This is a genomic window from Bacillus sp. FSL K6-2861, from assembly GCF_038630725.1.
Classification (GTDB): Bacteria; Bacillota; Bacilli; order Bacillales; family Bacillaceae; genus Bacillus; species Bacillus velezensis.
On record NZ_CP152037.1, the window covers coordinates 3,341,009 to 3,366,156 of the forward strand.

Genomic DNA, 25,148 nt, shown 5'->3' on the forward strand with positions numbered 1-25,148 from the left:
AACCCCGCCATATGGCGGGGTTTTACTATTAACCGATGGAGCCTTCCATTTCGAACTTAATCAAACGGTTCATTTCAACTGCGTATTCCATCGGAAGTTCTTTTGTGAATGGTTCGATGAAGCCCATAACGATCATTTCTGTTGCTTCTTCTTCAGAAATACCGCGGCTCATCAAGTAGAAAAGCTGTTCTTCAGAAACTTTTGATACTTTCGCTTCGTGCTCCAATGAAATGTTGTCGTTCAGGATTTCATTGTAAGGGATTGTATCAGAAGTCGATTTGTTATCCATAATGAGCGTATCACACTCGATGTTTGAACGGGCGCCGTCCGCTTTTCGTCCGAAGTGGACGATACCGCGGTATGTTACTTTTCCGCCCTGTTTGGAAATCGATTTTGATACGATTGTGGATGACGTATTCGGTGCAAGGTGAATCATTTTCGCGCCTGCGTCCTGATGCTGTCCTTTACCCGCAAGAGCGATAGAAAGCGTCATGCCGCGCGCGCCTTCACCTTTCAGAATGACAGCCGGATATTTCATCGTCAATTTAGAACCGATGTTTCCGTCAACCCATTCCATCGTCGCGTTTTCTTCACAAACCGTACGTTTCGTTACTAGGTTGTAAACGTTGTTCGCCCAGTTTTGAATTGTTGTATAACGGCAGTAGCCGCCTTTTTTGACGATGATTTCAACAACCGCGCTGTGAAGCGAGTTTGTTGTGTACACAGGAGCCGTACAGCCCTCTACGTAATGAACGCTTGCTTCTTCGTCAACGATGATCAGCGTACGTTCGAACTGACCCATGTTTTCAGAGTTGATGCGGAAGTAAGCTTGAAGCGGTGTTTCAACCTTCACGCCTTTAGGCACGTAGATGAAAGATCCGCCGGACCAAACAGCTGAGTTCAGCGCCGCAAACTTGTTATCAGTCGGCGGAATGACTTTCGCCCAGTGCTCGCGGAAAATGTCTTCATTTTCTTTCAGCGCGCTGTCTGTGTCTTTGAAGACGATGCCTTGCTCTTCAAGATCTTCTTTCATATTGTGGTAAACAACTTCGGATTCGTACTGTGCAGAAACACCGGCAAGGTATTTTTGCTCAGCTTCAGGAATACCGAGTTTGTCGAATGTCTGTTTAATTTCCTCAGGCACTTCATCCCAAGAACGCTCTGAACGCTCAGACGGCTTTACGTAATACGTAATTTCGTCAAAGTTTAAAGAGTTTAAATCCCCGCCCCACTGCGGCATCGGCATGTTGTAGAAATGCTCAAGAGATTTCAGGCGGAAATCAAGCATCCATTGAGGCTCTTCTTTCATGCGTGAAATTTCTTCTACGATTTCTTTTGTCAATCCGCGCTCTGAACGGAAAATGGAAACGTCCTTATCGTGAAAACCGTACTTGTATTCACCAATTTCAGGCATTTTTTTAGCCATCCATTTTCACTCCAATCTTTTAATTGCCGCCTTTTTCGCCAGCGACTCCTTTTTCAAGTGCTTTCCATGAAAGGGTGGCACATTTAATCCGGGCCGGGAATTTCGAAACGCCTTGAAGAGCTTCAATATCCCCGAGATCTATCGAGTCGTCATACTCTTTCCCTTGCATCATGTCTGAGAAAATCTTAGACATGGAAAGGGCGGTATCAATATCTTTTCCTTTAATCGCCTGCGTCATCATGGAAGCTGAAGCCATGGAGATAGAACAGCCTTCCCCTTCAAACTTCGCTTCCTGAACGGTATCGCCGTCAAGCTTCATTGTCAGTCTGATCCGGTCGCCGCAAGTCGGGTTGTTCATATCGACGACGATGCTGTCATCCAAAACCCCTTTGTTGCGCGGATTTTTGTAATGATCCATGATCACTTGTCTGTATAATGTATCTAAATTTGCATTAAAAGACATTTGTAAAGTACTCCTTTGTCTTTTGGAGGGCTTCCGCGAGCTTATCGATCTCTTCCTCTGTATTATACAGATAAAAACTCGCTCTCGCAGTAGCAGATACATCCAGCCATTTCATGAGCGGCTGGGCGCAATGATGTCCGGCTCTGACCGCAATGCCCTCAGCATCGAGGACAGTCGCGACATCATGAGGGTGAACCTCATCAAGATTAAATGTCACAAGTCCCGCCCGCTCTTTCGGACCGTATACCGTCACGCCGTCTAGCTGCTCGAAACGGTCAAGCGCATAGGCTGCAAGCTTATGCTCATGCCGGGAAATCTCGTCGAGTCCGATCTCTTCAAGAAAATCAATCGCGGCTCCCAATCCGATCGCGCCTGCGATAATCGGCGTGCCTGCTTCAAATTTCCACGGAAGCTCTTTCCAAGTTGATTCATAAAGCCCTACAAAGTCGATCATCTCGCCGCCAAATTCGGCCGGCTCCATATTCTCAAGCAGTTCTTTCTTGCCGTACAGCACACCGATTCCCGTCGGGCCGCACATTTTATGGGAAGAAAGGGCGAAGAAGTCGCAATCCAAGTCCTGAACGTCGATTTTCATGTGCGGTGTGCTTTGCGCCCCGTCTACCACGATGACTGCGCCATTGTCATGAGCGATTTTGGCGATCTCTTTAATCGGGTTGATCGTGCCGAGCACGTTTGACACATGAGCGACTGCCACGATCTTCGTATGGCTTGTGACAGTCTGCCGGACGTCGTCTAACGAAAGCGTGCCGTCTTCCTGCATCGGGATATACTTTAAAGTCGCGCCGGTTGCTTTTACAGCCTGCTGCCACGGAATGATATTCGCATGATGCTCCATTTGGGTGATGACCACTTCATCACCGGGTTTTAAGCTGGCGCGGGCATAGCTCAGCGCCACCATATTCAGTGAAGTTGTCGTGCCTTTTGTGAAAATGACCTCAGCCATTGATTTCGCATTGATAAACTTACGGACTTTTTCACGCGCACCTTCATAGCCGTCTGTCGCTCTCGTGCCAAGAGTATGAACGCCTCTGTGGACATTGGAATTGTATTTGCTGTAATACTGATCCACTGCTTCAATGACAGCACGCGGCTTCTGGGAAGTCGCCGCGCTGTCAAGGTACACGAGGTCATGTCCGTTCACTTGCTGATGAAGGATCGGGAACTGTTCACGAATATCGGTGATATTCATTATTTTACTTTCCTTTCGATGACGGAGACGAGCTGTTTCTTAACTCCTTCAATCGGAAGCTCTTTTACCACCGGAGCAAGGAATCCGTAAATGACTAAGCGCTCCGCTTCTTCTTTCGGAATTCCGCGGCTCATTAAGTAGTAAAGCTGGATCGGGTCCACACGGCCGACAGATGCCGCATGTCCTGCAGTTACATCGTCTTCATCAATTAAAAGAATCGGGTTTGCATCTCCGCGTGCTTTTTCACTCAGCATCAGAACGCGGGATTCCTGTTCAGCGTTTGCTTTAGACGCGCCGTGCTCGATTTTGCCGATTCCGTTAAAAATGGAAGATGCGGCATCTTTCATGACTCCGTGCTTCAGGATATAGCCTTCAGAAGCCTTACCGAAGTGGATGATCTGCGTCGTAAAGTTTTCCGTCTGTTCTCCTCTTCCGACAACTACGGTTTTCGTATCGCCGTATGTGCCGTCTCCGTAGAGGTTTGTCGTGTTTTCAGAAATCGTGTCGCCGTCGTTCATCAGTCCGAGCGCCCACTCGATTCTGCTGTCGCGTCCGCGCGCGGCTCCGCGGCGGTTGACGTATGTTGTGACGCCTGCTGACAGGTTGTCAACAGCGCCGTACGTCACGCTGGCATTATCACCTGTGACCACTTCACTGATAATGTTGAATACAGCTTCTTTCGGATTCACCGTGCTGATATAGTTCTCAACGTAAGTGACGGAGCTGTGGTCTTCAGCGACGATCAGCACGTGGTTGAACAATGCCGTGTCATTGCTTTCATGAACGTAAACGGCCTGAACAGGCGTCTCCACCTGAACGTTTTTAGGAACATAAAGGAATGCCCCGCCGTTCATTAATGCTGCATGAAGCGCAGTCAGTTTATGTTCGTCGACCTTAACGCCGTCTTTCATGAAATACTTCTCAACGAGGTCGCTGTGCTCACGGGCAGCCGTTAAGATGTCCGTAAAGATGACGCCTTTGTCTTTCAGTTCTTTGGAAAGAGAAAGGAAAGCGGGCGTTTGGTCACGCTGCACGTATAACGTTTTGTCTTCGTTTTCGATATCGATCAGCGCTTTTGCTTCATCAGCTAAATCTTCTAAAGAAGCAAGCGGCGCATTTTCTACTGTATGCTTGTTGAACTTTGTAAAGTTCCAATTTGTGATTTTTGTTTTATCAGGCTTAGGCAGCGGCAGATCGTCAGCTTTTTCAAGAGCCTGTAAGCGCAGGTTTTTCAGCCAGGCAGGTTCTTGATGCTTTTCGGAAAAGCCTTTGACATATTCCTGATCTACGGATAGTTTCGTTTCCAATGTCATGATTATCCCCCTAACGCTTACGCTTCTTGGCCTACAGTTTCGTCTTCAATGCCTAGTTCTTGTTTAATCCAGTCATAACCTTCCGCTTCAAGGCGCTGTGCAAGCTCCGCGCCGCCGGATTTCACTACGCGTCCCTGCATCATAACGTGAACGACATCAGGCGTAATGTAGTTCAGAAGGCGCTGGTAGTGAGTGATCATTAAGCAGCCGAAGTTTTCGCTGCGCATTCTGTTGATTCCTTTAGAAACGACTTTAAGCGCATCGATATCAAGACCTGAATCGATCTCGTCAAGAATGGCGATTTTCGGCTCGATCATCATAAGCTGAAGGATTTCGTTGCGTTTTTTCTCCCCGCCTGAGAAACCTTCGTTCAGGTAACGCTGCGCCATTTCAGGGTCCATTTCAAGGAACTCCATGTTTTCGTCCATTTTGCGGATGAATTTCATAAGAGAAATTTCATCGCCTTCTTCACGGCGTGCGTTAATCGCAGAGCGAAGGAAATCGGCATTTGTCACACCGCTGATTTCGCTTGGGTACTGCATCGCCAGGAAAAGACCCGCCTGAGCGCGCTCGTCCACTTCCATTTCCAGTACATCCTTGCCGTCAAGCGTGATGCTGCCTTTTGTAACTTCGTATTTCGGGTGTCCCATAATCGCTGCTGAGAGCGTGGATTTACCGGTACCGTTCGGCCCCATGACAGCGTGGAATTCGCCGCCTTTTATTTCAAGGTTTACACCTTTTAAGATCTCTTTTCCTTCGATTTCAACGTGAAGATCCTTGATCGTTAATGTTGAAGCAGCCATATCTATACCTCCAAAATATATAATCATTATTCTCAATTTATTCTCATTCTAATTTTATAACAAATGAAAAGTAAATACAACTTTTTATATTACCCGGAACATTCCTAAAGTTTATCAAAGATCAAGGCGTAATTAAAGCTGTTTGAAACAGAAAAAGGGCGGAAATCCACCCTTTTTTACTGACCGATTTTCTCATTAAGCTGCGCTGCGAGGAACTTGCTTTTTTGATATTCAAGCTCCCTCTGCCGTTCGACTTCCATCCTTTTTGAAAGACGCCGTCCGTATTCCTCGTAGCCGATGCCGTGTGACTTCTGCATCGCTTTTTCCATTTCAGGCGTATAGTCAAGGTCCAGTCTCTCGTGGCTGGTGCAGATAATGAATCAATCCCTTCATCTATTTGTTTCTATTGTAACAATGATCCGCTGCTCCGGCCAAAGAGAGTGTGCCCCTGAATCCTTTCGAATGTGCCGGAATCCGGCGCTCGCTTTATCTGAAAAACGGTATTCACACGATTGCTCTTTCTAATGCGTCGTATGTCCGAATTCCTGAATGCACTGCTGCACGAGGGTCACTCCCTGACTGAGAGCCGCGCCGCCCCCGAATGCCGCCGCGACGCTGATGACCTCAAGGATGTTTTCTTCTGTCGCCCCTTGGTCAAGGCAGCCCTTCGTATGATAAATCATGCAAAATTCATCTTGAGCGCTGATGCTGATGCCCAGAGCGATTAATTGTTTCTCTTTTTCAGTTAATGAATCCGCTGAGAAACACTGTTCAGTAAATTCATTAAACTTCCGCCCCATCATCGGCATTTTTTGCTCGAATATGCCTAAACCTTCTTTATATTGTTTCAATGCGTCATGCACGCTTTTGCCGTTATCCTGGTATTGAGCCACTGCCATTCCCTCCAATAAGTTAACCTTCCTTTTTATTATGGACAGTTCTCCGATTAATACCCGAAAAAAACCCCGGATGATTCACCCGGGGTTTTCGTTTTATTCAGATACGGGAAGCACGGCTCCGTCGTATTTTTTCTCAATAAAGTCTTTGATTTTCTTAGAGTGAAGCACTTCCATAAGCGCTTTGATTTTCTCTGATTTTTCGTCACCTTTGCGTACGGCGATGATGTTTGCGTACGGGTTGTTTTTCGTTGATTCCACTTGAATCGCATCTTTTAACGGATTCAGTTTGTTTTGAATCGCATAGTTGACGTTAATGAAGACTGCATCGCCTTCTTCTTCATTATATGCTTTCGCCGTTAATTCAGGGGCGATTTTTTTGAATGTCAGGTTTTTCGGGTTTTTCGTAATGTTTTTCGTAGTGGCTTCAATCGTTTTTACCTTCGGATCAAGTGTGATCAGTCCGGCTTTTTCAAGCATCGCCAGCATACGGCCTTGTTCAGCGACATTGTTAGTCATGATGATGGTCGCGCCTTTAGGCAGGTCTTTCAGTGATTTGTATTTTTTCGTGTAAATTCCGAATGGCTCAAGGTGAACGGCTCCGGCATTCACGAGTTTGTAATCTTTATTTTCTTTCATTTCCTGTTCAAGGTAAGGAACGTGCTGGAAGTAGTTCGCATCCACTTCATTATCAGCTAACGCTTTGTTGTACATTTTGTAATCGTTCAGCACTTTTACTTTTAATGTGTAGCCTTTTTCCTTCAAGAGCGGTTCCGCTTCTTTTAAGATTTCAGCATGCGGTGTTTTTGTCGCGGCGACGACGATTTCCTTTTTATTCGAGCCGTTTGATCCGCAGGCGGCCAAAACTCCCGCGAACACAAGCAGCAGCGCACTTAATACAATCTTTTTCAATGTAAATCCTCCCTTATCTTTTGTCTATTATATTTGTAATTACATCACCGATAATCTGAATGATAAAGACGATGATGAGTATAAATACTGTCGCTACAAACGTTACATCCGTATTATTGGACTGGTAGCCTTCTACATATGCAAGGTTTCCGAGTCCGCCTGAACCGATGGCGCCGGCAATGGCGGTAGATCCGATCAGGGCGATGGCCGTAACGGTGATGCCTGAAATTAACGCAGGCATTGATTCAGGAATCAGCACTTTGAAGATAATCGTCGATGTCTTTGCTCCCATTGATCTGGCAGCTTCGATGACTCCTTTATCGACTTCCCGCAGCGCAATTTCCGCAAGACGGGCGTAAAACGGCGCGGAGCCGATAATCAGCGCCGGCAATGCGGCGTTCGGTCCTAAAATCGATCCGACCAAAATCTTAGTAAAGCCGAGAAGCAGAATAATTAAAATAAGAAACGGAATAGACCTGAAAATATTAACGACCGCCGCAATCACGGTGTTAATGATTTTATTTTCCCATAAGCTTCCCTTGCCCGTTAAAAAGAGCAGAAGACCGAGAATCGCTCCGATGATAAATGAAAAAACTAAAGCGATGACCGTCATATAAAGGGTCTCGTATGTGGCCGTCCACAGCTCGGTTATATCAACGTTCGGGAACCATTTTTCAAACATTTGTGATCACCTCTGCTTCTACCTGTTTGTCTTTGATGAACCGGATCACGTTTTCTACTTCTTTTTCCTGACCGTCAATATGAATGAATAAAGAACCGTAGGCTCCGTCCTTCGTCTGTGAAATTTTCCCCTGCAGAATATTGACGTCCACATCAAAGTTTCGGATCATTTCCGTAATGAGGGGCTGCTCGGCTGCCTGCCCGACAAATGAAAGCTGAATCGTTTTTCCTGTCGCTGTTTCCTGCAGAAAATGCTGGATGGTTTCTTTCGTCTCCTCTGGTTCTGTCACCTGCTGAACGAAACGCTTGGTCATCGGTTCGCGCGGGTTTCTGAAAACTTGGAGTACTTCGCCTTCTTCAACGACTTTCCCGTTTTCCATGACGGCGACTCTGTTGCAGATTTTTCGGATGACGTGCATTTCATGGGTAATGAGCACGATCGTCAGGCCGAGTCTGTCATTTATATCGGATAAAAGATCCAAAATTGAATCGGTCGTCTGCGGATCGAGCGCTGATGTCGCTTCATCGCACAGAAGGACTTTCGGATTATTGGCGAGCGCCCGGGCGATGCCGACACGCTGCTTTTGACCGCCGCTCAGCTGCGACGGATAAGATTTTTCTTTCCCCTCTAATCCGACCAGTTTAATCAATTCATCAGCGCGGCGGACCCGTTCGCTTTTTTTCACGCCGGCGATTTCCAGCGGGAACATAATGTTCTCCCGGACGGTGCGCGACCACAGAAGGTTAAAATGCTGGAAGATCATGCTGATTTCCTGGCGCGCTTTTCTCAGTCCGCGGCTGCTTACTTTATTTAATTCCGTCCCCGCGACTTCCACGGTTCCCGACGTCGGCTTTTCAAGGCCGTTCAGGAGACGGATTAAGGAACTTTTACCAGCTCCGCTATATCCTATAATTCCAAATATTTCGCCCTTTTTGATATCAAGAGTGACATCTTGGACAGCATTGACATCCCCATGCTTCGCTTTGTAAATTTTTGAAACATTTTGAAGATGGATCAAAGCAATCACCCGCCTTACACTATTCTAAGAAATCTTCCGGGTTTCTCCGCAAAAGAAAAGCCTTTCTGCAAAAATGAGCAGAAAGGCTTATTGAAAAAGGCCTTTCTCTCATCTTTCAAAGCAGACCGCTTCGAGTGAATTGGCACCATTTCAACATTGTTGATGGTTGCCGGGCTTCATAGGGCACTTCCCTCCACCTCTCTTGATAAGAGAAAACATATCGTATTTTCGTCCGGAAATTCTTACTGTAGAATAGCACGGCGAATGATAAAAAGTCAATAAAATAAATATTGGAAGCTATTGTCACATAGTAGATTGGCAGTTACGGCCGTTTACTGATCGCCTGAAAAAATCCGTTTGTCAGCCAGAGGATGGCCTCCAGCTTCAGCAGAGCTCTGAATGATCCTTTCACTTTGAGTTTTCCGCTTTGGATAAGCTTTTGCAAAGAGACATCACCATGCAGGAGATGGATGATTTCCGTCTGGTTTCCGTAAAAGGTCAAATTAGATTTTTCCTTGGAAACCGACGTTTTTCTCATTTCTCCCTGTCCGTTAATTGAGACCGTTAAGGCTTCTGTTTCTCCTTGGAATGTAATCAGCAGCGTTGAGGCGTTTAATAGCGGTTTCAAAAACAGATGCTGTCCGTCATTCTCTGAAACTTCTATTTTCTCCACTCGTATAACCTCCCGTTTTAATGGCCATACATACACTTTCTCTTTTTAACGGACAGAACCCTTTATAAACCGCACGACATTTTCCTGTAAATATTGTCACATCGGGAACGTTTGCGATGTTTTTTGTTTAATCAGCTCATATAAATAGGAAACGGAGCGGAAGGCGTATCCTTTCTCAACAAGCTCTCCGCCTTTAAACAGCAAAAAGCACGGAACGCTTTCAATCTGATAGGCTTTGGCGAATGCGGGGGAATAATTCACGTTGTTTTTATAGAAGGCGGCGCCGGGCAGCATTTCTTCGACGACAGTAAGCATTTTGGACGCCAGCTGGCATGTGCCGCAAAACGGGGTGTACAAATACAGGAGATAAACGTCATCCTGAATCGATTCGAGTTCATTTTCTTGGAGTTCTTTCATGATTACCACCTCAGGTCGTTCTTTTTCAAAAATACAGTGTCAGCATCAAAGCCGGCTCTGATCAGCACAGATGCGAGATGATGGCCCGGGCACGACTCGACTTGCCTGTATGTTCTGTCTATATAAATGTGGCGCGCTTCGGGAAGCTCCCGTTTCAGCTGTTTTCTTAATTTTTCTCCGGAGTCATCTTCGTCCGTTAAAATATAGACGTCTCTGTCAAACAGGCGGTCCGCCAAATCTTCCAGTTCGGTTTGGCCGATTGTCCCGTTTGTACAGACGATTTCCGCGGGTTCGATGAGCACTTCCCTGACTTTGATTTTATCAGATTTTCCTTCTACGATAATGACCTTTTCATCTCCGTTGTACATAAGCGCGTCACCTGCCGATTGTTTTAGCGTCAGATTGAAAAAGAAGGCAGTGAAATTCACCGCCAACTGTTAACACCAGCCATTCTCATAATCGCAATCGACATATTTCGGATCGCTGCCGTTTATGACATCGGCTGTTTTATAAAATTTTTGATTTTCAAATGAAAAGCCCTGTTTGAGCTCGTACTGGTCCATGCCTGTCATCTCGCCGATGGCTTCATTTTCATAAAACAAGGAAAACCGGCCGTTTTGAAAGCGGCCCGTAACGTTCTCCGTCACATCGACCTTTTGTTTATCAAAAGCCATTTTAGACACCTCCCGTTACAGATAGAATGTCCAAATGGCCCCTTTGCTATCCGATCAGTCTTCCTGTGTCATTTCGTCATATTGCTCGGAAGTCATGAGGTTTTCGATTTCTTCAGCATCAGCCGGTTCCACGACGATCATCCACGCTTTTTCATACGGAGACTCGTTTACGAATTCAGGACTGTCATCAAGGTCTTCGTTCACTTCCGTCACCGTTCCGTTAATCGGTGCGTACAGTTCGGAAACGGTTTTGACGGATTCCACGCTGCCGAATGGCTCGTCCGCTTTAATTTCGGCGCCGACTTCCGGAAGCTCGACAAATACGATATCGCCAAGTTCGGCTTGCGCGAAATGTGTAATCCCGATCCGGGCTTTTCCGTCCTCAACTTTGACCCATTCGTGCTCTTTGGAATAACGCATATCTTTCGGTGTGCTCATCTAAATCCCTCCATTTTTTTCTTATAATAAGAAGATACCATAATTCTTTGAACCTGGCATTACATCCAATATTTTTCGAATTGGTCTTCTTTAAAGCCGACAGTGACTTTTTCGCCGTCTGTCGTAATCGGGCGTTTCAGGAGCATACCGTCTGATGCCAAAAGTTCGAGCTGTTCATCCTCTGACATATGGTACAGTTTTTCCTTTAAGTTCAGTTCGCGGTATTTCATTCCGCTCGTGTTGAAAAACTTTTTGAGCTCAAGACCGCTCTTTTCATAGAGGTCTTTAATTTCTTCTTTCGACGGAGTTTCCTCCGCGATATGTATTTCGTTTATTTCCTTACCGCGGTCTTCCAGCCATTTTTTCGCATTACGGCACGTTCCGCATTTAGGGTACCAGTAAAAATTTAACGACATCTTCTTCACCCCTTGTAAATGATCGTCGTTATTTTAACACAATCACTTGTAAAAACCTATAACGTTGCTTCATGAAAAAGCGCCCCTGATGAAGGAGCGCTTTCAGCATGTGATCAGACCGTATATTTTTCTTCACGGAAGACGGCGGCTGCCGCTTCACGTTTTTTCTGAATGAGGTTTTTCGGCGTCAGGCGCGTCAGTTTGCGCAGCACGGAAAGCATCATGCGGAGGGAATCTCCTTCCTCCATGGCGATCAGTGATTCTTTGGCGTGCGCTTCAATGTTCTGAAGGGCTTCCTGGGCAAAGATTTCCGTATATAACAGCTTCTGCGCGGCTTTTTCGGCACCGTCCGCCGCAATTGCTTTTTCCGTTCTGAGGACGGCAGATTCCAAAGCGTACAGCGCGCTGACGATATCGGCAATGTTCACCATGATTTCCTGCTCGCCTTCGATCTCTTTGCCGTATTTCTGCGCCGCGAGACCCGCTGTCAAGAGGGCGATCTTTTTCGCCTGTCTGACAATGTATTTTTCCTGTTCAAGAGGTTCTGAGCCCGGCTCTTCAGGCATCAGCATCATGAGTTCTTCTTGGAGCGCTTTTGCTTTTTCAAAGAGCGGCAGCTGACCTTTTACGGCTTTTTTCAGGAACGTGCTCGTTACGATCAGGCGGTTGATTTCATTTGTGCCTTCAAAAATTCTGTTGATTCTTGAGTCGCGATAGGCGCGCTCCACTTCATATTCCTGCATAAATCCGTAACCGCCGTGAATTTGAACGCCTTCGTCGGCAATATAATCAAGCGTTTCAGAGCCGCACATTTTGTTGAGCGAGCATTCAATCGCGTACTCGGCGATTGACTTCGCGACTTCGCGTCCGTCTTTTTGCTCCTCTTCCGTCAGTCTGCTCATATTATCTTCGAATAAGCCCACTGTTCTGTATACAGAGCTCTCCATGGCGTAAAGCCGAGCTGACATCGTCGCAAGCTTTTCCTGAGTGAGCGTGAATCTTGAGATCGGTGTTTTAAATTGCCGGCGCTGGTTCGCATAAGCGGCAGACAGCTCAATCACCCGTTTTGAAGCGCCGATTGTGCCGACGGCAAGCTTGTAGCGCCCGATATTCAGAATATTAAAGGCGATGACATGGCCTTTTCCGATTTCGCCAAGAAGGTTTTCTTTCGGGACTTCCGCCTGATCTAAAATCAGCGTTCTTGTCGATGAGCCTTTAATCCCCATTTTTTTCTCTTCCGGTCCCGTTGACACGCCCGGATAGTTCTTTTCTACGATAAATGCGGAAAACTTATCTCCGTCCACTTTAGCGTAGACGACAAAGACATCTGCAAAGGCGGAGTTTGTAATCCATTGCTTTTCTCCGTTAAGAATATAGTGTGTGCCCGCTTCATTCAAAACAGCCGTGGTTTTCGCGCCGAGGGCATCTGAACCTGAACCGGGCTCAGTTAAGGCGTATGCCGCGATTCTTTGTCCTGAAGCCAAGTCCGGCAAATAGGTTTTTTTCTGTTCTTCCGTTCCGAAGAACACGATCGGCAATGAGCCGATACCGACGTGAGCGCCGTAAGACAGCGAAAAGCTGCCGGCACGTGAAAACTTTTCCGTAATGAAGGCTGAACTGATTTTATCCAGGCCGATACCGCCGTACTCTTCAGGCACGTCTGCTCCGAGGAGGCCCAAGTCTCCGGCTTTTTTCAGCAGTCTGACCGAATGCTCAAACTGATGGTTTTCAATTTCATCGATATAAGGAAGCACATCGTTTACGACATAGTCTTCTGTCGTTTTGCCGATCATTTTATGTTCGTCTGTAAAGTCCTCCGGAGTGAATATTTGATCATATCCCGTCTCTTCAATCAGAAAGCTGCCGCCTTTTTTGACGTTGACCGTTTCCTGTTTCATATTCATTTCCCCCTTTTTTTAAATGAGTTCAAATACGCCGGCAGCGCCCATGCCGCCTCCGATGCACATCGTCACCACGCCGAATTGCTCGTTTCTCCGTTTCATTTCATGAATGAGTGACAGGGTCAGCTTCGTTCCCGTGCATCCGAGCGGATGTCCGAGCGCAATGGCGCCTCCGTTGACGTTCACCTTTTCTTCATCTATTCCAAGCGATCTGATGACTTGAATGGCCTGTGAAGCAAAGGCCTCATTCAATTCAAAAAGCCCGATATCCTGTAATTCGAGTCCGGCAAGCTTGAGCGCCCGCGGAATGGCTTCAATCGGACCGATTCCCATTACCTCAGGCGGAACGCCGCCTACGGCAAAGGAACGGAATTTGACAAGCGGCGCCAATCCGAGCGACGATGCTTTTTCGCGATCCATCAGCATGACAGCCGCCGCGCCGTCACTTGTTTGTGAAGAGTTCCCGGCCGTCACGGTTCCCGTTTTAGAAAAAGCCGGACGGAGCTTCGCCAAGACGTCAGCCGATGTGCCGGGACGAACACCTTCATCTTGAGAAAAGGTAAATTGTTTTTTCCGCGGCTTATGGTCATCACCGACTTCTGTCAGCGATACTTCAACCGGCACGATTTCGTCATTGAATTTGCCTTCTTTAAGGGCTTTTGCGGCATTCTGATGGCTGCGGACGGCAAATGCATCCTGGTCTTCTCTGGATACGCCGTACGTTTCGGCGACCTGCTCCGCTGTGTGCCCCATGCTCATGTAATACTCAGGCGCATGCTCCGCCAAAGCGATATTCGGGCGGGTCACATGCCCCATCATCGGAACTTGCGACATGGATTCCGCACCGCCCGCAATGACGGTGTCGCCCGCGCCGATCATGATTTTTTCAGCACCGTAAGCGATGGATTGGAGTCCGGAAGAGCAGTAGCGGTTCACCGTAATGGCCGGCACCGTATGAGGAAGCCCCGCCAGCGCACCGATATTCCGCGCCATATTTAATCCTTGTTCGGCTTCAGGTGTTGCACAGCCTATAATTAAGTCATCGATATTTCCTTCATACCCGCCTGCCCGTTTCAGCGTTTCTTTTACACAAAGCGCGCCTAAATCATCAGGACGAACGGCTGCAAGCGATCCTTTTTTCGCTTTACCGACCGGGGTTCTCGCACCGGCCACAATGACTGCTTCTCTCATAAACACCCTCCTAGTTCCGTAAAGGTTTGCCTTTGACGAGCATATGCTGCATTCTCGCTTGAGATTTCGCCTCGCCAGCGAGGCTTAAAAAGGCTTCTCTTTCAATCTCGAGTAAATATTCTTCTGAAACCTCCGTGCCGAACGGGACTCTTCCGCCGGCAATGACATGGGCCAGCTTCTTTGCAATCTTCATATCGTGATCGGATAAATAACCCGACCGTCTCATTTGGTCCGCTCCGAGCAGTAACGCCGCACATCCGGTTTCCCCGGTGACTTTTACTTTTTTGCGGGCAGGCGGGCGGTATCCGCTGTCATATAAGGAAGCAGCCAGCTGTTTCGCATCGTGCAGCAGGTGATCCTGATTCATGCTGACGCGGTCAGCCGCGGACAAAATCTGCATATCACGGGCTTCGTGTGCCGAACCGGACACTTTGGCAAGCGCGATTGTTTCAAAGGTTTTGATGGCCGCGTCCATCAGTTCACTTCCGCCATCCAAATAATTCATGTACAGCTCTTTGTTTCCTCCGCCGCCCGGAATAAGGCCGACGCCGGTTTCAACGAGACCCATATACGATTCGCTCGCCGCCTGAACGCGTGCCGCCGGGAGACAGACTTCCGTGCCGCCGCCGAGTGTCATCCCAAATGGCGCCGCTACAACGGGTTTAGCGCTGTATTTGATGTTCAGCATCGTCTGCTGAAAACGGCGGATGACAAAATCGACTTCCATGAAGTTATCATCCTGAGCTTCCATCAAAATCATCGCAAGGTTTGCCCCCGCGCAGAAATGTCTGCCTTGGTTACCGATGACAAGACCTTTATAATTCCGCTCCGTTTCCTCAAGCGCATTGTCAATCATCTGAATAATGTCTAAGCCGATCGCGTTGCTTTTCGTATGAAATTCCAGCAGCGCGACATCATCGCCGAGATCAATAAGACTTGCTCCGCTGTTTTTAGTGATCACGCCTTTTGTTTCTTTTAACGTTTGCAGGCTGATCAGTTTCGGATTTTCTTTCACAGCCCTGTATTGGCCGTCTGAATAGTAAAATGGTGTTCCGTTTTCCTTCATATAAAATGTTTCATGGCCCTGATCAAGCATTTCTTTCACCCAGCCGGGGAGTGCTGCGCCTTCTTCTTCGAGCCGCTCCGCTGATTTTCTGACGCCGATGGCATCCCACATCTCAAACGGGCCGAGCTCCCATCCGAAGCCCCATTTCATGGCGTCGTCAATTGCTTTGATATCATCAGCGATCTCCCCTAAAAGCCGGGCTGAGTATAAGAGTGTTTGCGATGTGATATTCCAAAGCAGGCGTCCGGCGCGGTCATCGGAGTATATAAGCGCTTTCATTTTGCCTTTGGCACCCTTTGCCTGTTTGGCGGCTTCTAAAGCGGGCGTCTTCATTTTCGAGCGCTCACCGTATGTCATGGTCAGCGGATCGAGTTCATATATTGTTTTACCTTCTTTTTTGTAAAAACCTTGGCCTGATTTGCTGCCCAGCCAATTGTTTTTCAGCATGTCATTCATAAATTCAGGAAGCTTAAACATGTCTTTTTCAGCGCCGTCGGCTTTATCATACACATTTTTTGCCACATGGGCGAACGTATCAAGCCCCACAACGTCAAGGGTTCTGAAGGTCGCGCTTTTCGGTCTGCCGATCAAAGGCCCGGTCACCGTGTCCACCTCGCCGATGCTGCAGCCGGAAGAAAGCATTTCTCTTACCGTGACCAGCAGGCCGTACGTACCGATGCGGTTGGCGATAAAATTAGGCGTGTCTTTTGCGATGACGACACCTTTACCAAGCGTGTTTTCTGCAAATGAAGTCATAAACTCCAGCACGTCAGGATCTGTTTCCTGAATCGGAATGATTTCCAGAAGCTTTAAGTAGCGGGCCGGATTAAAGAAATGGGTTCCTAAGAAATGAGCTTTAAAATCGGCAGATCGGCCTTCCGCCATTTTTGTGACGGAGATACCGGACGTATTGCTCGACACGATGCTTCCCGGTTTCCGGTATTCATCAACGAGTGAGAAAATCTGTTTTTTTACGTCAAGATTTTCGACGACGACTTCAATAATCCAATCAGCATCCTTCAATTGAGCTGCGTCATCTTCCAAATTCCCCGCCGTTATATAGTCGAGATTGGCAGCCGAAGTCAGCGGCGCCGGTTTTTGCTTCAGCAGCTTTTGCATGGCCGATCGGCTCAGTCTGCTGCGGACCTCCGGGCTTTCTAATGTCAGCCCTTTTTTCATCTCATCCTTTGTCAGCTCGTTTGGCACAATATCAAGCAGCAGGACGGGAATTCCGATGTTAGCCAAGTGCGCGGCAATTCCGGACCCCATAACGCCTGATCCGAGAACGGCTGCTTTCTTTATAAACTTGTGCATGAGTCATCCCCCTTGAACTTTGAATGAATAGTCATTCATTTTTTCGGCAAAAAAAATGAAACCCTTTTCTTCTTTCATCTTAAAAGATTTTCAGGATGACTTCAATAGCAAATATGGAATTTTTTTAAATTTTTCTGCTTCCGCATGTTCCATGGCGCGGGCGGGAAACTTAAACCCGGAGGTGAAGGGAATGGTGCGAGGGAGAAAAGATCCGTCTTCTGCCGCAGTGAGCGCGGCCAGCATGAAAGGAAATGCGGGACCGAAACAAAAATACGGCGGCGGCAAACGGACGAGCCAAAATCAGCAATATAAAAAAGACAACATGGAATAACATGCTGCGGCTGCTTTTTGGAGCAGCCGTTATTTTTTGAAGATCCCTTTCAGCACAAATGCCGCATTTGCCGGGCGCTCGGCAATTCTTCTCATCAGGTACCCGTACCAATCGGTTCCGTACGGGACATACACCCTCATCCTGTATCCTTCTTCGGCAAGCTCCTTCTGGCGCTCCGTTCTGATGCCGTACAGCATTTGGAATTCAAACTGCTCCCGGGGAATCTGATGTTCGCTGATGAGTGTTTTCGTATAAGAAATGATGTCATCATCATGTGTCGCCACCGCCGTTTCATGGCCGCTCAAAAGCTGCAGCTTAATCAGCTGCTGAAAATGAAGATCGGTTGCTTTTTTATCAGGGAATGCAACGGCCGCCGATTCTTTATAAGCGCCTTTTACAAGCCTGAGCCGCGGCTTGTATGGCATCAGACCGCTGATATCTTCAGCTGCGCGGTACAAATAAGCCTGAATGACGGTGCCGAGCATCGGGAAATCCGGCTTGCACCGCTTATACAGCTCAAGCGTACGGCCGCATCTTGAATAGTCCTCCATATCAATCGTTACAGGCACGCCGCGTTCTTTTGCCTCCGTCAATATGTCTCTGACATGCTGTTCCGCAAGTTTCTCGGAAATATCCAGACCGATGGATGTTAATTTCAGCGACAGCTCACAATCCAGTTGATTCTCGGCAATCGCCCTGATTGCTTTTTTACATTCTTCCGCCGTCCTTTTCGCATCCTTCTCTGAACCCGCATATTCACCTAGATAATCAATCGAAGCCGACAGCCCTTTTTGGTTCAGCCGCTTTACCGTTTTCACAGCTTCCGTGAGTGTTTCCCCTGCAACGAACCTTCCCGCACCGAAGCGGATTCCGTAAGCCTGGGCGAATTTTGTAAGCATTTTATTTTTCGACAAAAATAAACATATGCTCCGCAGCAAGGATGAACTCCCTCCTTTTTCTTTTATTCGTGTATGAAATCCCGATCGCAGAGAAAGCTAAAACACAAAAGCTATGCAAATTGCCAAGATATCAGTTCATATATCCATACAGACTCTGATGTCAAAGCAATGTATTATATTATCAAGATATTCAAACGGTTTTAATGAGTCACAAAAAGAGTCAATAAAAATCACTACTTCTCCAATTGAGTTTTCGAGCTAAAACTTTTAATTTATATTTCTTTATCCCCTTATAATTTGAAAATATTCCTTAAAAGATAATTGATTTATAATTTACAATGGCTTATATTTAAAATTGATAATTCAGTTTATTGAACGTATCTATTAAGAAGGAAAAGCAGAATTTCAAAATGATAATTCTGCTGAATTTATCTTTGCCTCACAAACATACCTCCAAAGCATTATTATTTCTTTCTAATAGCTTTACGATCCTTCATCTTTAAAGATGGCTTCCCTTCCCTAACGGAATTTAAAGAAGGGACCTGCCTGAGTTATCCATTCACCTTATTTTGAAGAATCACTATGCTCGAAACATATGAAAAGAGGGAACCTTCAAGTGGATTCAACAGGAAAATCTAAACGTACACTTTTATTAATTGGACTTATTATAGCCATGTTTTTTTCTGCTCTGGACGGAACAATCGTAGGAACGGTTATGCCTAAGATTGTAGGAGATCTCGGCGGCCTGAGCATGATGACTTGGCTGACTACGGCCTACCTATTAACATCTACCTCCATCGTTCCGATCGCTGGAAAACTTGCAGATCTATTAGGGCGCCGGGCAGTATATGTGGCCGGGCTGATTATATTCATGATTGGCTCTTCACTGTGCGGCCTGGCTGATAATATGAAAGAATTAATTGTGTTTCGAGGTTTACAAGGTCTTGGCGGAGGCATTATGATGCCGATGGCTATGATTGTCATTGGAGATTTATTCACAGGCAAACAGCGTGCCAGATTTCAAGGCGTATTTGGCGGTATTTACGCTCTTGCTTCTGTAATCGGACCGCAAATTGGGGGATGGATTGTAGATTCTTTCAGCTGGCATTGGGTATTTTTTATCAATTTACCCGTGGGAATGGTAGCTGTGTTCTTTATTGCGATGGGATTGCAGGCCAGAAAATACACGGGTCCGATTCATTTTGATTTCATCGGGATGTTTACAATGATTACGGGTGTAGTCTGTTTGCTGCTTACACTCAGTTTCGGCGGAAAAGAATTTGACTGGTTATCATGGCAGACATTTTGTCTGTTAGCTTTGGCCACTATAAGTATTATTAGTTTTGTATTTGCAGAAAAAAAAGCTGAAGAACCAATTCTGCCTATGCATCTTCTAAAAAGCAGAACTTTTATCTTCCTAAATTTGATAGGGTTCTTTATGAGTATTGGGATGTTTGCAGCAATCACCTTCGTCCCTTTCTTCATGCAAGGAATAATCGGCATGAGTGCATCTGAGTCCGGGACAATCATGATGCCGATGATGGTTGCAATGATTATCTCCAGTATTATAGGCGGGCAGCTGGTCTTTAAAATTGGCATTAAAGCGCAGATTATCACAGGGATGGCAATCATATCATTTGCCTATTTTTTATTATCCACATTAGAAGCTGACACCAGCAAATTAACTGCAACTACTTATGTAGCTATCATCGGCTTCGGTATGGGCCTTGTTATGCCCATTATTACTCTGGCACTTCAAGAGAGTTTCTCTAAAGAAACGCTCGGCGTGGTTACTTCGTCAAGCCAATTTTTCCGCTCTATCGGAGGTACGTTTGGAATTACGATTCTGGGAGCAGTGATGAATGCCAAGTCAGGAAATATATTAACCGATAAATTAGTTCCTTTTTTAGACAATTTCCCAAAACAAGAAAACGCATTGGCAGCTCATCTCAAAGACTTGATCAGCAGCAATCCTCAAGTCCTGCTACAGAGGCTATTCAGTTCTGATTCATTCGAACAATTTCCGCATTCTATAGCAAAGCACATCATACCGATAATGAAGACAGCATTAATGGACTCCCTTCGCAGTGTATTTTTCGCAGGGCTTATACTATTAATTGCCGGAGTACTTTCTGCTTTTCTTTTACCAAAAATAAAAATAACTGAAAGAAAAGCCGGCACTGATCTAGACAATAAACCGGCAGCTGAAGTCCAATCCTAGTGCCGCTGCTGACTTTCGCATATATTGAACTGTTAACATGAACAGGCATTATCCGAAGATTTATTCTTCTGATAGTGTCTTTTTTTATTGTAAATATTGATGTCTCTCCTGCAAATCGTGGTTATTTTAATTTATCTGTATGAAATCCCGATCGCAGAGAAAGCTAAAAAGAACAGAATTGAAGGAGGCGTTTATATGAACAACCAAGAGCAGCACGGAAACTTGCCGCCTGCCGTCATCTCAACGAAAGACCATTTGTATCTTGAGGACATGCTGAACTGGAATCTGCTTGCCATGAAAAAAGCGCATTTTATGGCGGAACATTGCCAGAATCAGACGTTAAAACAAGAGCTTGATCAGATCGGCCGGATGCATCAGAAGCATTATCAGCACATATTAGGCCGCTTGAACCCCGATCAAGGCGGACAGACAACAACAGGCTATATGCAATAGGAGGACAATACATGGAACAGCAAAACCAAAAAATCACGAATCCGCAAACGCCCGTGCCCAATACGGCGCAAATGAATGACAGAGACTTGGTGAATGAGCTGCTGACGACGGAAAAATACATCACGGCTTCATATTGCACAGCCCTGCACGAGTTCAGCCACGAGTCTCTTTATCAAGATATTCAGGCGATTTTCGATGAGTCACAAAAAGCGCAAAGAAGATTATACGATGTGATGTTTCAAAATGGCTGGTATTCCATTGAAGCAGCCGATACCCAAAAGCTTCAGCAATCGTATCAGAAGTTCCAGCAGACCATTCAGCAGCAGTCTCCCTACCAGCAGTAAAACGAAGAAGGATTTGATGTTTTCGACAAGCATCAATCCTTTTTTTATTTTTGCACAAAAAGATTGACTTGTCATTAATCCTTATTTATATTTAACTAATGTTAATTATTTTCTCAAGGAACAAGATGAGGAGGAGTTATGAAAAACGCGGATCAATATGTGTCTGACATCCAGAAATCTCTTCAGACGCTGCTGCAAAACATACAGCCTGAAATGGTGGAAAGCATGGCAAAACACGAGGTGACGCCTGCCCAATTATTTGTTTTAGCCAGCCTGAAAAAACACGGGAGCTGCAAAGTTTCCGAAATTGCGGAACGCATGGAGGTAAAGCCGAGCGCAGTGACGCTGATGGCCGACCGCCTCGAACAAAAAGGACTTATCGTCCGCAAACATAACCAGCAGGACAGACGCGTCATCGACATCAGCCTCACCAAAAAAGGCGAAACAAAATTCGAAGATGTTGTTGAAGGACGGAAAGCGATACTGGCGCGAAACCTATCCGTTCTGACTGACGATGAACTGATTCAGTCCGTGAACATCATCCGCAAAGTAGCGGAAGCCGCCGAGAAATACGCGGCTGATCAAAAAGAAAACGAATAGAAAAGAGGAGCTGCCGAAACATGAGCATTGAAAAGAAAGATCCAAAACGCACATTATTAATAACCGGCTTAATCATCGCCATGTTTTTCTCAGCCCTTGACGGCACCATCGTAGGAACGGCGATTCCTAAAATCGTGGGTGACCTCGGGGGATTAAGCATGATGACGTGGCTGACCACGGCATATCTTTTAACTTCGACGACGATCGTTCCGATTGCGGGGAAACTTGCAGATTTATTGGGGCGCCGCGTCGTCTATGTATCAGGTTTATTGATTTTTATGGGAGCTTCCGCACTGTGCGGAATGGCCAGCAACATGACGGAACTGATTATTTTCCGCGGACTTCAGGGAATCGGCGGCGGTGTCATGATGCCGATGGCTATGATCGTCATCGGGGATTTGTTCACAGGGAAACAGCGTGCCAAGTTCCAAGGGCTTTTCGGGGCGATTTACGGGCTTGCTTCCGTGATCGGTCCGCAAATCGGGGGCTGGATTGTTGACTCATTAAATTGGAAATGGGTTTTCTATATCAACCTGCCTGTCGGAATTTTAGCCGTGATCTTTATCGCAAGAGGACTACAAGGCAGAAAACAGACCGGGCCGATTAACTTTGACATCGCCGGCATTTTCACAATGATCGTCGGAATCGTCAGCCTCCTCCTCGCGCTCAGCTTCGGAGGAAAGGATTACGCATGGGGCTCTTGGCAGATTCTCGGTCTCTTTGCGCTTGCACTTGCCGGGATTGTCGGATTCATTTTCGCTGAAATCAAAGCAAAAGAACCGATTCTGCCAATGTACCTGTTTAAAAACAGAACGTTTACCGTACTGAATCTGATCGGCTTTTTCATGAGTATCGGCATGTTCGGCGCCGTTACGTTCGTTCCTTTCTTTATGCAGGGAATTATCGGAGTCAGCGCCACCGCGTCCGGCACGATTATGACACCGATGATGGTATCTATGATTATCACAAGTATTATCGGAGGCCAGTTGGTTTATAAGATCGGTATTAAACCGCAAATCATGATCGGCATGCTGATCATGGCCGTCGGCTTCTTCTTATTAACGACCTTACAGCTGGATACAAGCAAGCTCGCGGCTACATGCTATATGGCCGTGATCGGTCTGGGAATGGGGCTCGTCATGCCGCTTCTCACACTCGCTCTGCAAGAAACGTTTTCAAAAGAAGAGCTGGGTGTTGTGACCTCTTCAAGCCAATTTTTCCGGATGATCGGGGGAACGTTCGGTATTACGGTGCTCGGCGCTGTCATGAATGCCAGATCAGGAAGCCTTTTAACCGACAGACTGGTGCCTTACTTAGACTCACTCCCGAAACAGGCAAGTGCCTTTGCCGCCCAGTTTAAAGGTATGATTGACAAGAATCCTGAAGGGCTGCTTCAATCCCTGTTCAGCCAGGAATCGATTAAGCAGATTCCGGCCGCATTTTCTTCCCATATCGTGCCGGTTTTGAAAACGTCACTGATGGATTCGCTTCACAGCGTGTTTTTCACAGGCCTGGCCTTTATCGCTGCCGGATTGATCCTCACGCTGTTTGTTAAATCAATTAAACTGACAAACAAAAAGACAGACAAACAAGAAGAAAAGGCGAAAGCCGTTTAACAAAGAAAAATCCCGCGGATGCCGCGGGATTTTTTTATATCATCTGGGAATGACCAGTCTTCCGCCTCATTGGAAATGGGGGAAAAAACTCAAAAAAGTAATGATGAAATCCTTCAATAAACCTTAAACATTTCATAGTTATCTTTATAGTACGACATAATAAAGTCACGAAAATTTCTTACCGAAGAAGACAACAGCTTATGTCTCATCCAAGATAAGCCGACTGGATATGAAGCAGAGTGATCAGTCACTTTTATAAAATTCAGCCCCAATGTTCTGCAAACTGAAATAGGAAGCAACGCCACACCTTGATCCAGCTTTATAATCTCGACCAGTAAATGAGAATCTGCCTCAAATGCAATATTTGGGGTGAAACCGGCTTTCTCACAAAGCGAGGCTGTAAAACCGCTATACTCTTCATTATTAGCAAGGGTAATAAATGGTTCATCGGCGACAAGGCGTAAAGAAATTTCTGTTTTACCCGTAAATCGGTGGTTTGAGGGCAAAGCCAGAACAATATCTTCATTTACCAGCACCCAACTCTCTATCTCTTCATCTTGAATCGGATGACCTGTTATTCCTAAATCAATGTCCCCTTTTTTTAAACTTGTTATGATCTCGCTTTTAACTCCGATTGCTTGGAGAATTTTTGATTGAGGGGAGCGGTTGATATATTCACTCATCAGTCCTGCAAGGAATCTTGGATTGGAAATAGATATTCTGATGGTGTCAGAAATTTGATGTTCCTCCAATTGAATTTCCGTTTGTGCATTTTCAATCTCAGTAAAAATCCTGTTTACATGTTTTAAAAGAATTTTCCCTGCTGAACTCAGCTTAATATTTCTGCCTTTTCTCTCAAACAAGGTTGTTCCCAGTTCATTCTCAAGTCTTTTTATAGTGAGACTTAAAGAAGGCTGGGCAATCTTTAATTGTTCTGCTGCTTTAGATATATGTTCAGTATAGGCAACTGTCTGAAAGTATTTTAGCTGCAGCAATTCCATCTGTCTGCACCCCCTCATTTATTTCAATAAATATATATATACCTTATTATGTATTGGATTAAATGTAAATGCGAATGTAAGATAATAGCATAGTTAAAGAAAAGGAAAGGGTGTCATTCAATGAAAATTGATGTGAAAGATATAGCAAAAAATTTAAATACGCCACTAACAGCCCCTGCTTATCCTATCCCAAATTATAAATTTGTTAACCGTGAATATTTAAATATTATTTACCGAACGGATGAAAAAGCTTTACGTGCAGCAGTGCCGGAACCTCTTGAAATTACTGAACCTTTAGTGAAATTCGAAGTCATGTGGATGCCCGATGTTTCCGGACTTGGTGCCTATACAGAGGCTGGACAAGTCATCCCTGTCAGCTTTAATGGTGAAGAAGGAGATTATGTACATTCTATGTATGTTGACAATTTCCCGGCTATTGCAAGCGGACGGGAACTTACTGCATATCCAAAGAAATTGGGTGCCCCTAAGCTGTATATAGACTCTGATACTCTTGTTGGCACATTAGATTATGGCAGTCTTCGTGTGGCAACTGCGACTATGGGATATAAACATTTCGAAATGGATAAGGAAAAAGCGAAAAGGGAAATTTGCCGACCTACTTTTATGGTTAAGATTGCTACTGATTACAATGGTGATTTAAGGGTTTGTGATTTGGTGCGGACGCAAATAACGAATATAGAAGTTAAAGGTGCCTGGACTGGACCGGCGCGGCTTCAATTATTTGAACATGCTCTGGCACCGCTTGCAGATTTGCCTGTATTAGAAGTCGTTTCAGCATCTCATATCCTTACAGATTTAACCTTAAATGCAGCACAGCCAGTTTATAACTACTTAGAGGAAAAATAAGGA

The 25,148-nt window shown here is 45.9% G+C and carries 28 protein-coding genes and 1 riboswitch; of the genes, 7 read left to right on the forward strand and 21 right to left on the reverse strand.

All coding sequences use genetic code 11. The features are described from left to right. Positions 1–28: 28 nt before the first annotated feature. From sufB to NYE62_RS16730, 19 genes are all read right to left on the reverse strand, one after another. A complete protein-coding gene (gene sufB / locus NYE62_RS16640) occupies positions 29–1,426 on the reverse strand; it encodes a Fe-S cluster assembly protein SufB (protein WP_007410090.1) in 1,398 nt (465 codons plus the stop codon). Positions 1,427–1,445: 19 nt separating this feature from the next. After that, the gene (gene sufU / locus NYE62_RS16645; RefSeq protein ID WP_003151877.1) at positions 1,446–1,889 is read right to left on the reverse strand and encodes a Fe-S cluster assembly sulfur transfer protein SufU; all 444 of its coding nucleotides are present in this window, start codon (positions 1,887–1,889) and stop codon (positions 1,446–1,448) included. Then, on the reverse strand, positions 1,879–3,099 hold the full coding sequence (gene sufS / locus NYE62_RS16650; RefSeq protein ID WP_007410089.1) for a cysteine desulfurase SufS: 1,221 nt from the start codon (positions 3,097–3,099) through the stop codon (positions 1,879–1,881). Before sufS ends, sufU begins: the two co-directional genes overlap by 11 nt. Continuing rightward, a complete protein-coding gene (sufD, locus tag NYE62_RS16655) occupies positions 3,099–4,412 on the reverse strand; it encodes a Fe-S cluster assembly protein SufD (protein WP_015240539.1) in 1,314 nt (437 codons plus the stop codon). Before sufD ends, sufS begins: the two co-directional genes overlap by 1 nt. A gap of 17 nt (positions 4,413–4,429) precedes the next feature. Next, positions 4,430–5,215: a Fe-S cluster assembly ATPase SufC gene (gene sufC / locus NYE62_RS16660; protein ID WP_003327022.1), complete on the reverse strand. Its 786-nt coding sequence runs from the start codon at positions 5,213–5,215 to the stop codon at positions 4,430–4,432. A gap of 176 nt (positions 5,216–5,391) precedes the next feature. Then, positions 5,392–5,544, reverse strand: coding sequence for a hypothetical protein (locus NYE62_RS16665; RefSeq protein WP_003151857.1), 153 nt, complete (start codon positions 5,542–5,544; stop codon positions 5,392–5,394). A gap of 192 nt (positions 5,545–5,736) precedes the next feature. After that, on the reverse strand, positions 5,737–6,123 hold the full coding sequence (locus tag NYE62_RS16670; protein WP_015387747.1) for a carboxymuconolactone decarboxylase family protein: 387 nt from the start codon (positions 6,121–6,123) through the stop codon (positions 5,737–5,739). An 84-nt stretch (positions 6,124–6,207) separates the two neighbouring features. Then, complete coding sequence (metQ, locus tag NYE62_RS16675; RefSeq protein ID WP_012118382.1) at positions 6,208–7,023, reverse strand: methionine ABC transporter substrate-binding lipoprotein MetQ; 816 nt, start codon at positions 7,021–7,023, stop codon at positions 6,208–6,210. Positions 7,024–7,036: 13 nt separating this feature from the next. Beyond that, a complete protein-coding gene (locus tag NYE62_RS16680) occupies positions 7,037–7,705 on the reverse strand; it encodes a methionine ABC transporter permease (protein WP_003151851.1) in 669 nt (222 codons plus the stop codon). Next, positions 7,698–8,723 carry a methionine ABC transporter ATP-binding protein MetN gene (metN, locus tag NYE62_RS16685; protein ID WP_003151850.1) on the reverse strand — a complete coding sequence of 342 codons (1,026 nt, stop codon included), beginning with the start codon at positions 8,721–8,723 and terminating at the stop codon, positions 7,698–7,700. Before metN ends, NYE62_RS16680 begins: the two co-directional genes overlap by 8 nt. A gap of 105 nt (positions 8,724–8,828) precedes the next feature. Further along, positions 8,829–8,935: riboswitch (SAM riboswitch) on the reverse strand. Between the two features lie 110 nt (positions 8,936–9,045). Then, entirely contained in the window at positions 9,046–9,396 is a 351-nt protein-coding gene (locus tag NYE62_RS16690) for an SCP2 sterol-binding domain-containing protein (protein ID WP_007410085.1), read from the reverse strand. A gap of 96 nt (positions 9,397–9,492) precedes the next feature. After that, positions 9,493–9,813, reverse strand: a complete 321-nt coding sequence (locus NYE62_RS16695; protein WP_003151847.1) for a thioredoxin family protein — start codon at positions 9,811–9,813, stop codon at positions 9,493–9,495. Between the two features lie 2 nt (positions 9,814–9,815). Then, the gene (locus tag NYE62_RS16700; RefSeq protein WP_033574882.1) at positions 9,816–10,181 is read right to left on the reverse strand and encodes a toprim domain-containing protein; all 366 of its coding nucleotides are present in this window, start codon (positions 10,179–10,181) and stop codon (positions 9,816–9,818) included. 69 nt (positions 10,182–10,250) lie between these two features. After that, positions 10,251–10,487: a YusG family protein gene (locus NYE62_RS16705; protein WP_033574881.1), complete on the reverse strand. Its 237-nt coding sequence runs from the start codon at positions 10,485–10,487 to the stop codon at positions 10,251–10,253. Between the two features lie 54 nt (positions 10,488–10,541). After that, positions 10,542–10,925, reverse strand: a complete 384-nt coding sequence (gene gcvH, locus NYE62_RS16710; RefSeq protein WP_003151844.1) for a glycine cleavage system protein GcvH — start codon at positions 10,923–10,925, stop codon at positions 10,542–10,544. A 59-nt stretch (positions 10,926–10,984) separates the two neighbouring features. Beyond that, a complete protein-coding gene (locus NYE62_RS16715; RefSeq protein WP_003151843.1) occupies positions 10,985–11,341 on the reverse strand; it encodes an arsenate reductase family protein in 357 nt (118 codons plus the stop codon). A 113-nt stretch (positions 11,342–11,454) separates the two neighbouring features. Continuing rightward, complete coding sequence (locus tag NYE62_RS16720) at positions 11,455–13,239, reverse strand: acyl-CoA dehydrogenase family protein (RefSeq protein ID WP_033574880.1); 1,785 nt, start codon at positions 13,237–13,239, stop codon at positions 11,455–11,457. An 18-nt stretch (positions 13,240–13,257) separates the two neighbouring features. Then, entirely contained in the window at positions 13,258–14,433 is a 1,176-nt protein-coding gene (locus tag NYE62_RS16725) for an acetyl-CoA C-acetyltransferase (RefSeq protein ID WP_003151841.1), read from the reverse strand. Positions 14,434–14,443: 10 nt separating this feature from the next. After that, the gene (locus NYE62_RS16730; protein WP_144664275.1) at positions 14,444–16,813 is read right to left on the reverse strand and encodes a 3-hydroxyacyl-CoA dehydrogenase/enoyl-CoA hydratase family protein; all 2,370 of its coding nucleotides are present in this window, start codon (positions 16,811–16,813) and stop codon (positions 14,444–14,446) included. A 190-nt stretch (positions 16,814–17,003) separates the two neighbouring features. On the opposite strand from NYE62_RS16730, the gene NYE62_RS16735 reads away from it, so the two are divergent. After that, positions 17,004–17,144, forward strand: coding sequence for a YuzL family protein (locus NYE62_RS16735; protein ID WP_003151836.1), 141 nt, complete (start codon positions 17,004–17,006; stop codon positions 17,142–17,144). A gap of 29 nt (positions 17,145–17,173) precedes the next feature. Here NYE62_RS16735 and NYE62_RS16740 read toward each other — a convergent pair whose 3' ends face one another. After that, positions 17,174–18,082, reverse strand: a complete 909-nt coding sequence (locus tag NYE62_RS16740) for a proline dehydrogenase family protein (protein WP_144664277.1) — start codon at positions 18,080–18,082, stop codon at positions 17,174–17,176. Positions 18,083–18,638: 556 nt separating this feature from the next. On the opposite strand from NYE62_RS16740, the gene NYE62_RS16745 reads away from it, so the two are divergent. From NYE62_RS16745 to NYE62_RS16765, 5 genes are all read left to right on the forward strand, one after another. Further along, positions 18,639–20,264, forward strand: coding sequence for an MDR family MFS transporter (locus NYE62_RS16745; protein ID WP_251257629.1), 1,626 nt, complete (start codon positions 18,639–18,641; stop codon positions 20,262–20,264). A gap of 195 nt (positions 20,265–20,459) precedes the next feature. Beyond that, positions 20,460–20,717, forward strand: a complete 258-nt coding sequence (locus NYE62_RS16750; protein WP_015418171.1) for a hypothetical protein — start codon at positions 20,460–20,462, stop codon at positions 20,715–20,717. An 11-nt stretch (positions 20,718–20,728) separates the two neighbouring features. Beyond that, the gene (locus NYE62_RS16755; RefSeq protein WP_007613617.1) at positions 20,729–21,061 is read left to right on the forward strand and encodes a spore coat protein; all 333 of its coding nucleotides are present in this window, start codon (positions 20,729–20,731) and stop codon (positions 21,059–21,061) included. Positions 21,062–21,199: 138 nt separating this feature from the next. Continuing rightward, the gene (locus NYE62_RS16760) at positions 21,200–21,661 is read left to right on the forward strand and encodes a MarR family transcriptional regulator (RefSeq protein ID WP_003151828.1); all 462 of its coding nucleotides are present in this window, start codon (positions 21,200–21,202) and stop codon (positions 21,659–21,661) included. A gap of 20 nt (positions 21,662–21,681) precedes the next feature. After that, positions 21,682–23,277 carry an MDR family MFS transporter gene (locus NYE62_RS16765; RefSeq protein WP_033574876.1) on the forward strand — a complete coding sequence of 532 codons (1,596 nt, stop codon included), beginning with the start codon at positions 21,682–21,684 and terminating at the stop codon, positions 23,275–23,277. A 113-nt stretch (positions 23,278–23,390) separates the two neighbouring features. Here NYE62_RS16765 and NYE62_RS16770 read toward each other — a convergent pair whose 3' ends face one another. Further along, complete coding sequence (locus tag NYE62_RS16770; protein ID WP_031378373.1) at positions 23,391–24,278, reverse strand: LysR family transcriptional regulator; 888 nt, start codon at positions 24,276–24,278, stop codon at positions 23,391–23,393. Positions 24,279–24,398: 120 nt separating this feature from the next. Between NYE62_RS16770 and NYE62_RS16775 the strand changes: the two genes are divergently transcribed. After that, a complete protein-coding gene (locus NYE62_RS16775) occupies positions 24,399–25,145 on the forward strand; it encodes an acetoacetate decarboxylase (protein ID WP_342497068.1) in 747 nt (248 codons plus the stop codon). The last annotated feature ends 3 nt before the right edge of the window (positions 25,146–25,148 follow it).

Bases quoted from the DNA above. Each gene is read 5' to 3' on its own strand.
- sufB (WP_007410090.1), bottom strand. From the start codon at position 1,426: ATGGCTAAAAAAATGCCTGAAATTGGTGAATACAAGTACGGTTTTCAC.
- sufU (WP_003151877.1), bottom strand. From the start codon at position 1,889: ATGTCTTTTAATGCAAATTTAGATACATTATACAGACAAGTGATCATG.
- sufS (WP_007410089.1), bottom strand. From the start codon at position 3,099: ATGAATATCACCGATATTCGTGAACAGTTCCCGATCCTTCATCAGCAA.
- sufD (WP_015240539.1), bottom strand. From the start codon at position 4,412: ATGACATTGGAAACGAAACTATCCGTAGATCAGGAATATGTCAAAGGC.
- sufC (WP_003327022.1), bottom strand. From the start codon at position 5,215: ATGGCTGCTTCAACATTAACGATCAAGGATCTTCACGTTGAAATCGAA.
- NYE62_RS16665 (WP_003151857.1), bottom strand. From the start codon at position 5,544: ATGGAAAAAGCGATGCAGAAGTCACACGGCATCGGCTACGAGGAATAC.
- NYE62_RS16680 (WP_003151851.1), bottom strand. From the start codon at position 7,705: ATGTTTGAAAAATGGTTCCCGAACGTTGATATAACCGAGCTGTGGACG.
- NYE62_RS16695 (WP_003151847.1), bottom strand. From the start codon at position 9,813: ATGAAAGAACTCCAAGAAAATGAACTCGAATCGATTCAGGATGACGTT.
- NYE62_RS16700 (WP_033574882.1), bottom strand. From the start codon at position 10,181: ATGTACAACGGAGATGAAAAGGTCATTATCGTAGAAGGAAAATCTGAT.
- NYE62_RS16705 (WP_033574881.1), bottom strand. From the start codon at position 10,487: ATGGCTTTTGATAAACAAAAGGTCGATGTGACGGAGAACGTTACGGGC.
- gcvH (WP_003151844.1), bottom strand. From the start codon at position 10,925: ATGAGCACACCGAAAGATATGCGTTATTCCAAAGAGCACGAATGGGTC.
- NYE62_RS16715 (WP_003151843.1), bottom strand. From the start codon at position 11,341: ATGTCGTTAAATTTTTACTGGTACCCTAAATGCGGAACGTGCCGTAAT.
- NYE62_RS16720 (WP_033574880.1), bottom strand. From the start codon at position 13,239: ATGAAACAGGAAACGGTCAACGTCAAAAAAGGCGGCAGCTTTCTGATT.
- NYE62_RS16725 (WP_003151841.1), bottom strand. From the start codon at position 14,433: ATGAGAGAAGCAGTCATTGTGGCCGGTGCGAGAACCCCGGTCGGTAAA.
- NYE62_RS16730 (WP_144664275.1), bottom strand. From the start codon at position 16,813: ATGCACAAGTTTATAAAGAAAGCAGCCGTTCTCGGATCAGGCGTTATG.
- NYE62_RS16735 (WP_003151836.1), top strand. From the start codon at position 17,004: ATGGTGCGAGGGAGAAAAGATCCGTCTTCTGCCGCAGTGAGCGCGGCC.
- NYE62_RS16745 (WP_251257629.1), top strand. From the start codon at position 18,639: ATGAAAAGAGGGAACCTTCAAGTGGATTCAACAGGAAAATCTAAACGT.
- NYE62_RS16750 (WP_015418171.1), top strand. From the start codon at position 20,460: ATGAACAACCAAGAGCAGCACGGAAACTTGCCGCCTGCCGTCATCTCA.
- NYE62_RS16755 (WP_007613617.1), top strand. From the start codon at position 20,729: ATGGAACAGCAAAACCAAAAAATCACGAATCCGCAAACGCCCGTGCCC.
- NYE62_RS16760 (WP_003151828.1), top strand. From the start codon at position 21,200: ATGAAAAACGCGGATCAATATGTGTCTGACATCCAGAAATCTCTTCAG.
- NYE62_RS16765 (WP_033574876.1), top strand. From the start codon at position 21,682: ATGAGCATTGAAAAGAAAGATCCAAAACGCACATTATTAATAACCGGC.
- NYE62_RS16770 (WP_031378373.1), bottom strand. From the start codon at position 24,278: ATGGAATTGCTGCAGCTAAAATACTTTCAGACAGTTGCCTATACTGAA.
- NYE62_RS16775 (WP_342497068.1), top strand. From the start codon at position 24,399: ATGAAAATTGATGTGAAAGATATAGCAAAAAATTTAAATACGCCACTA.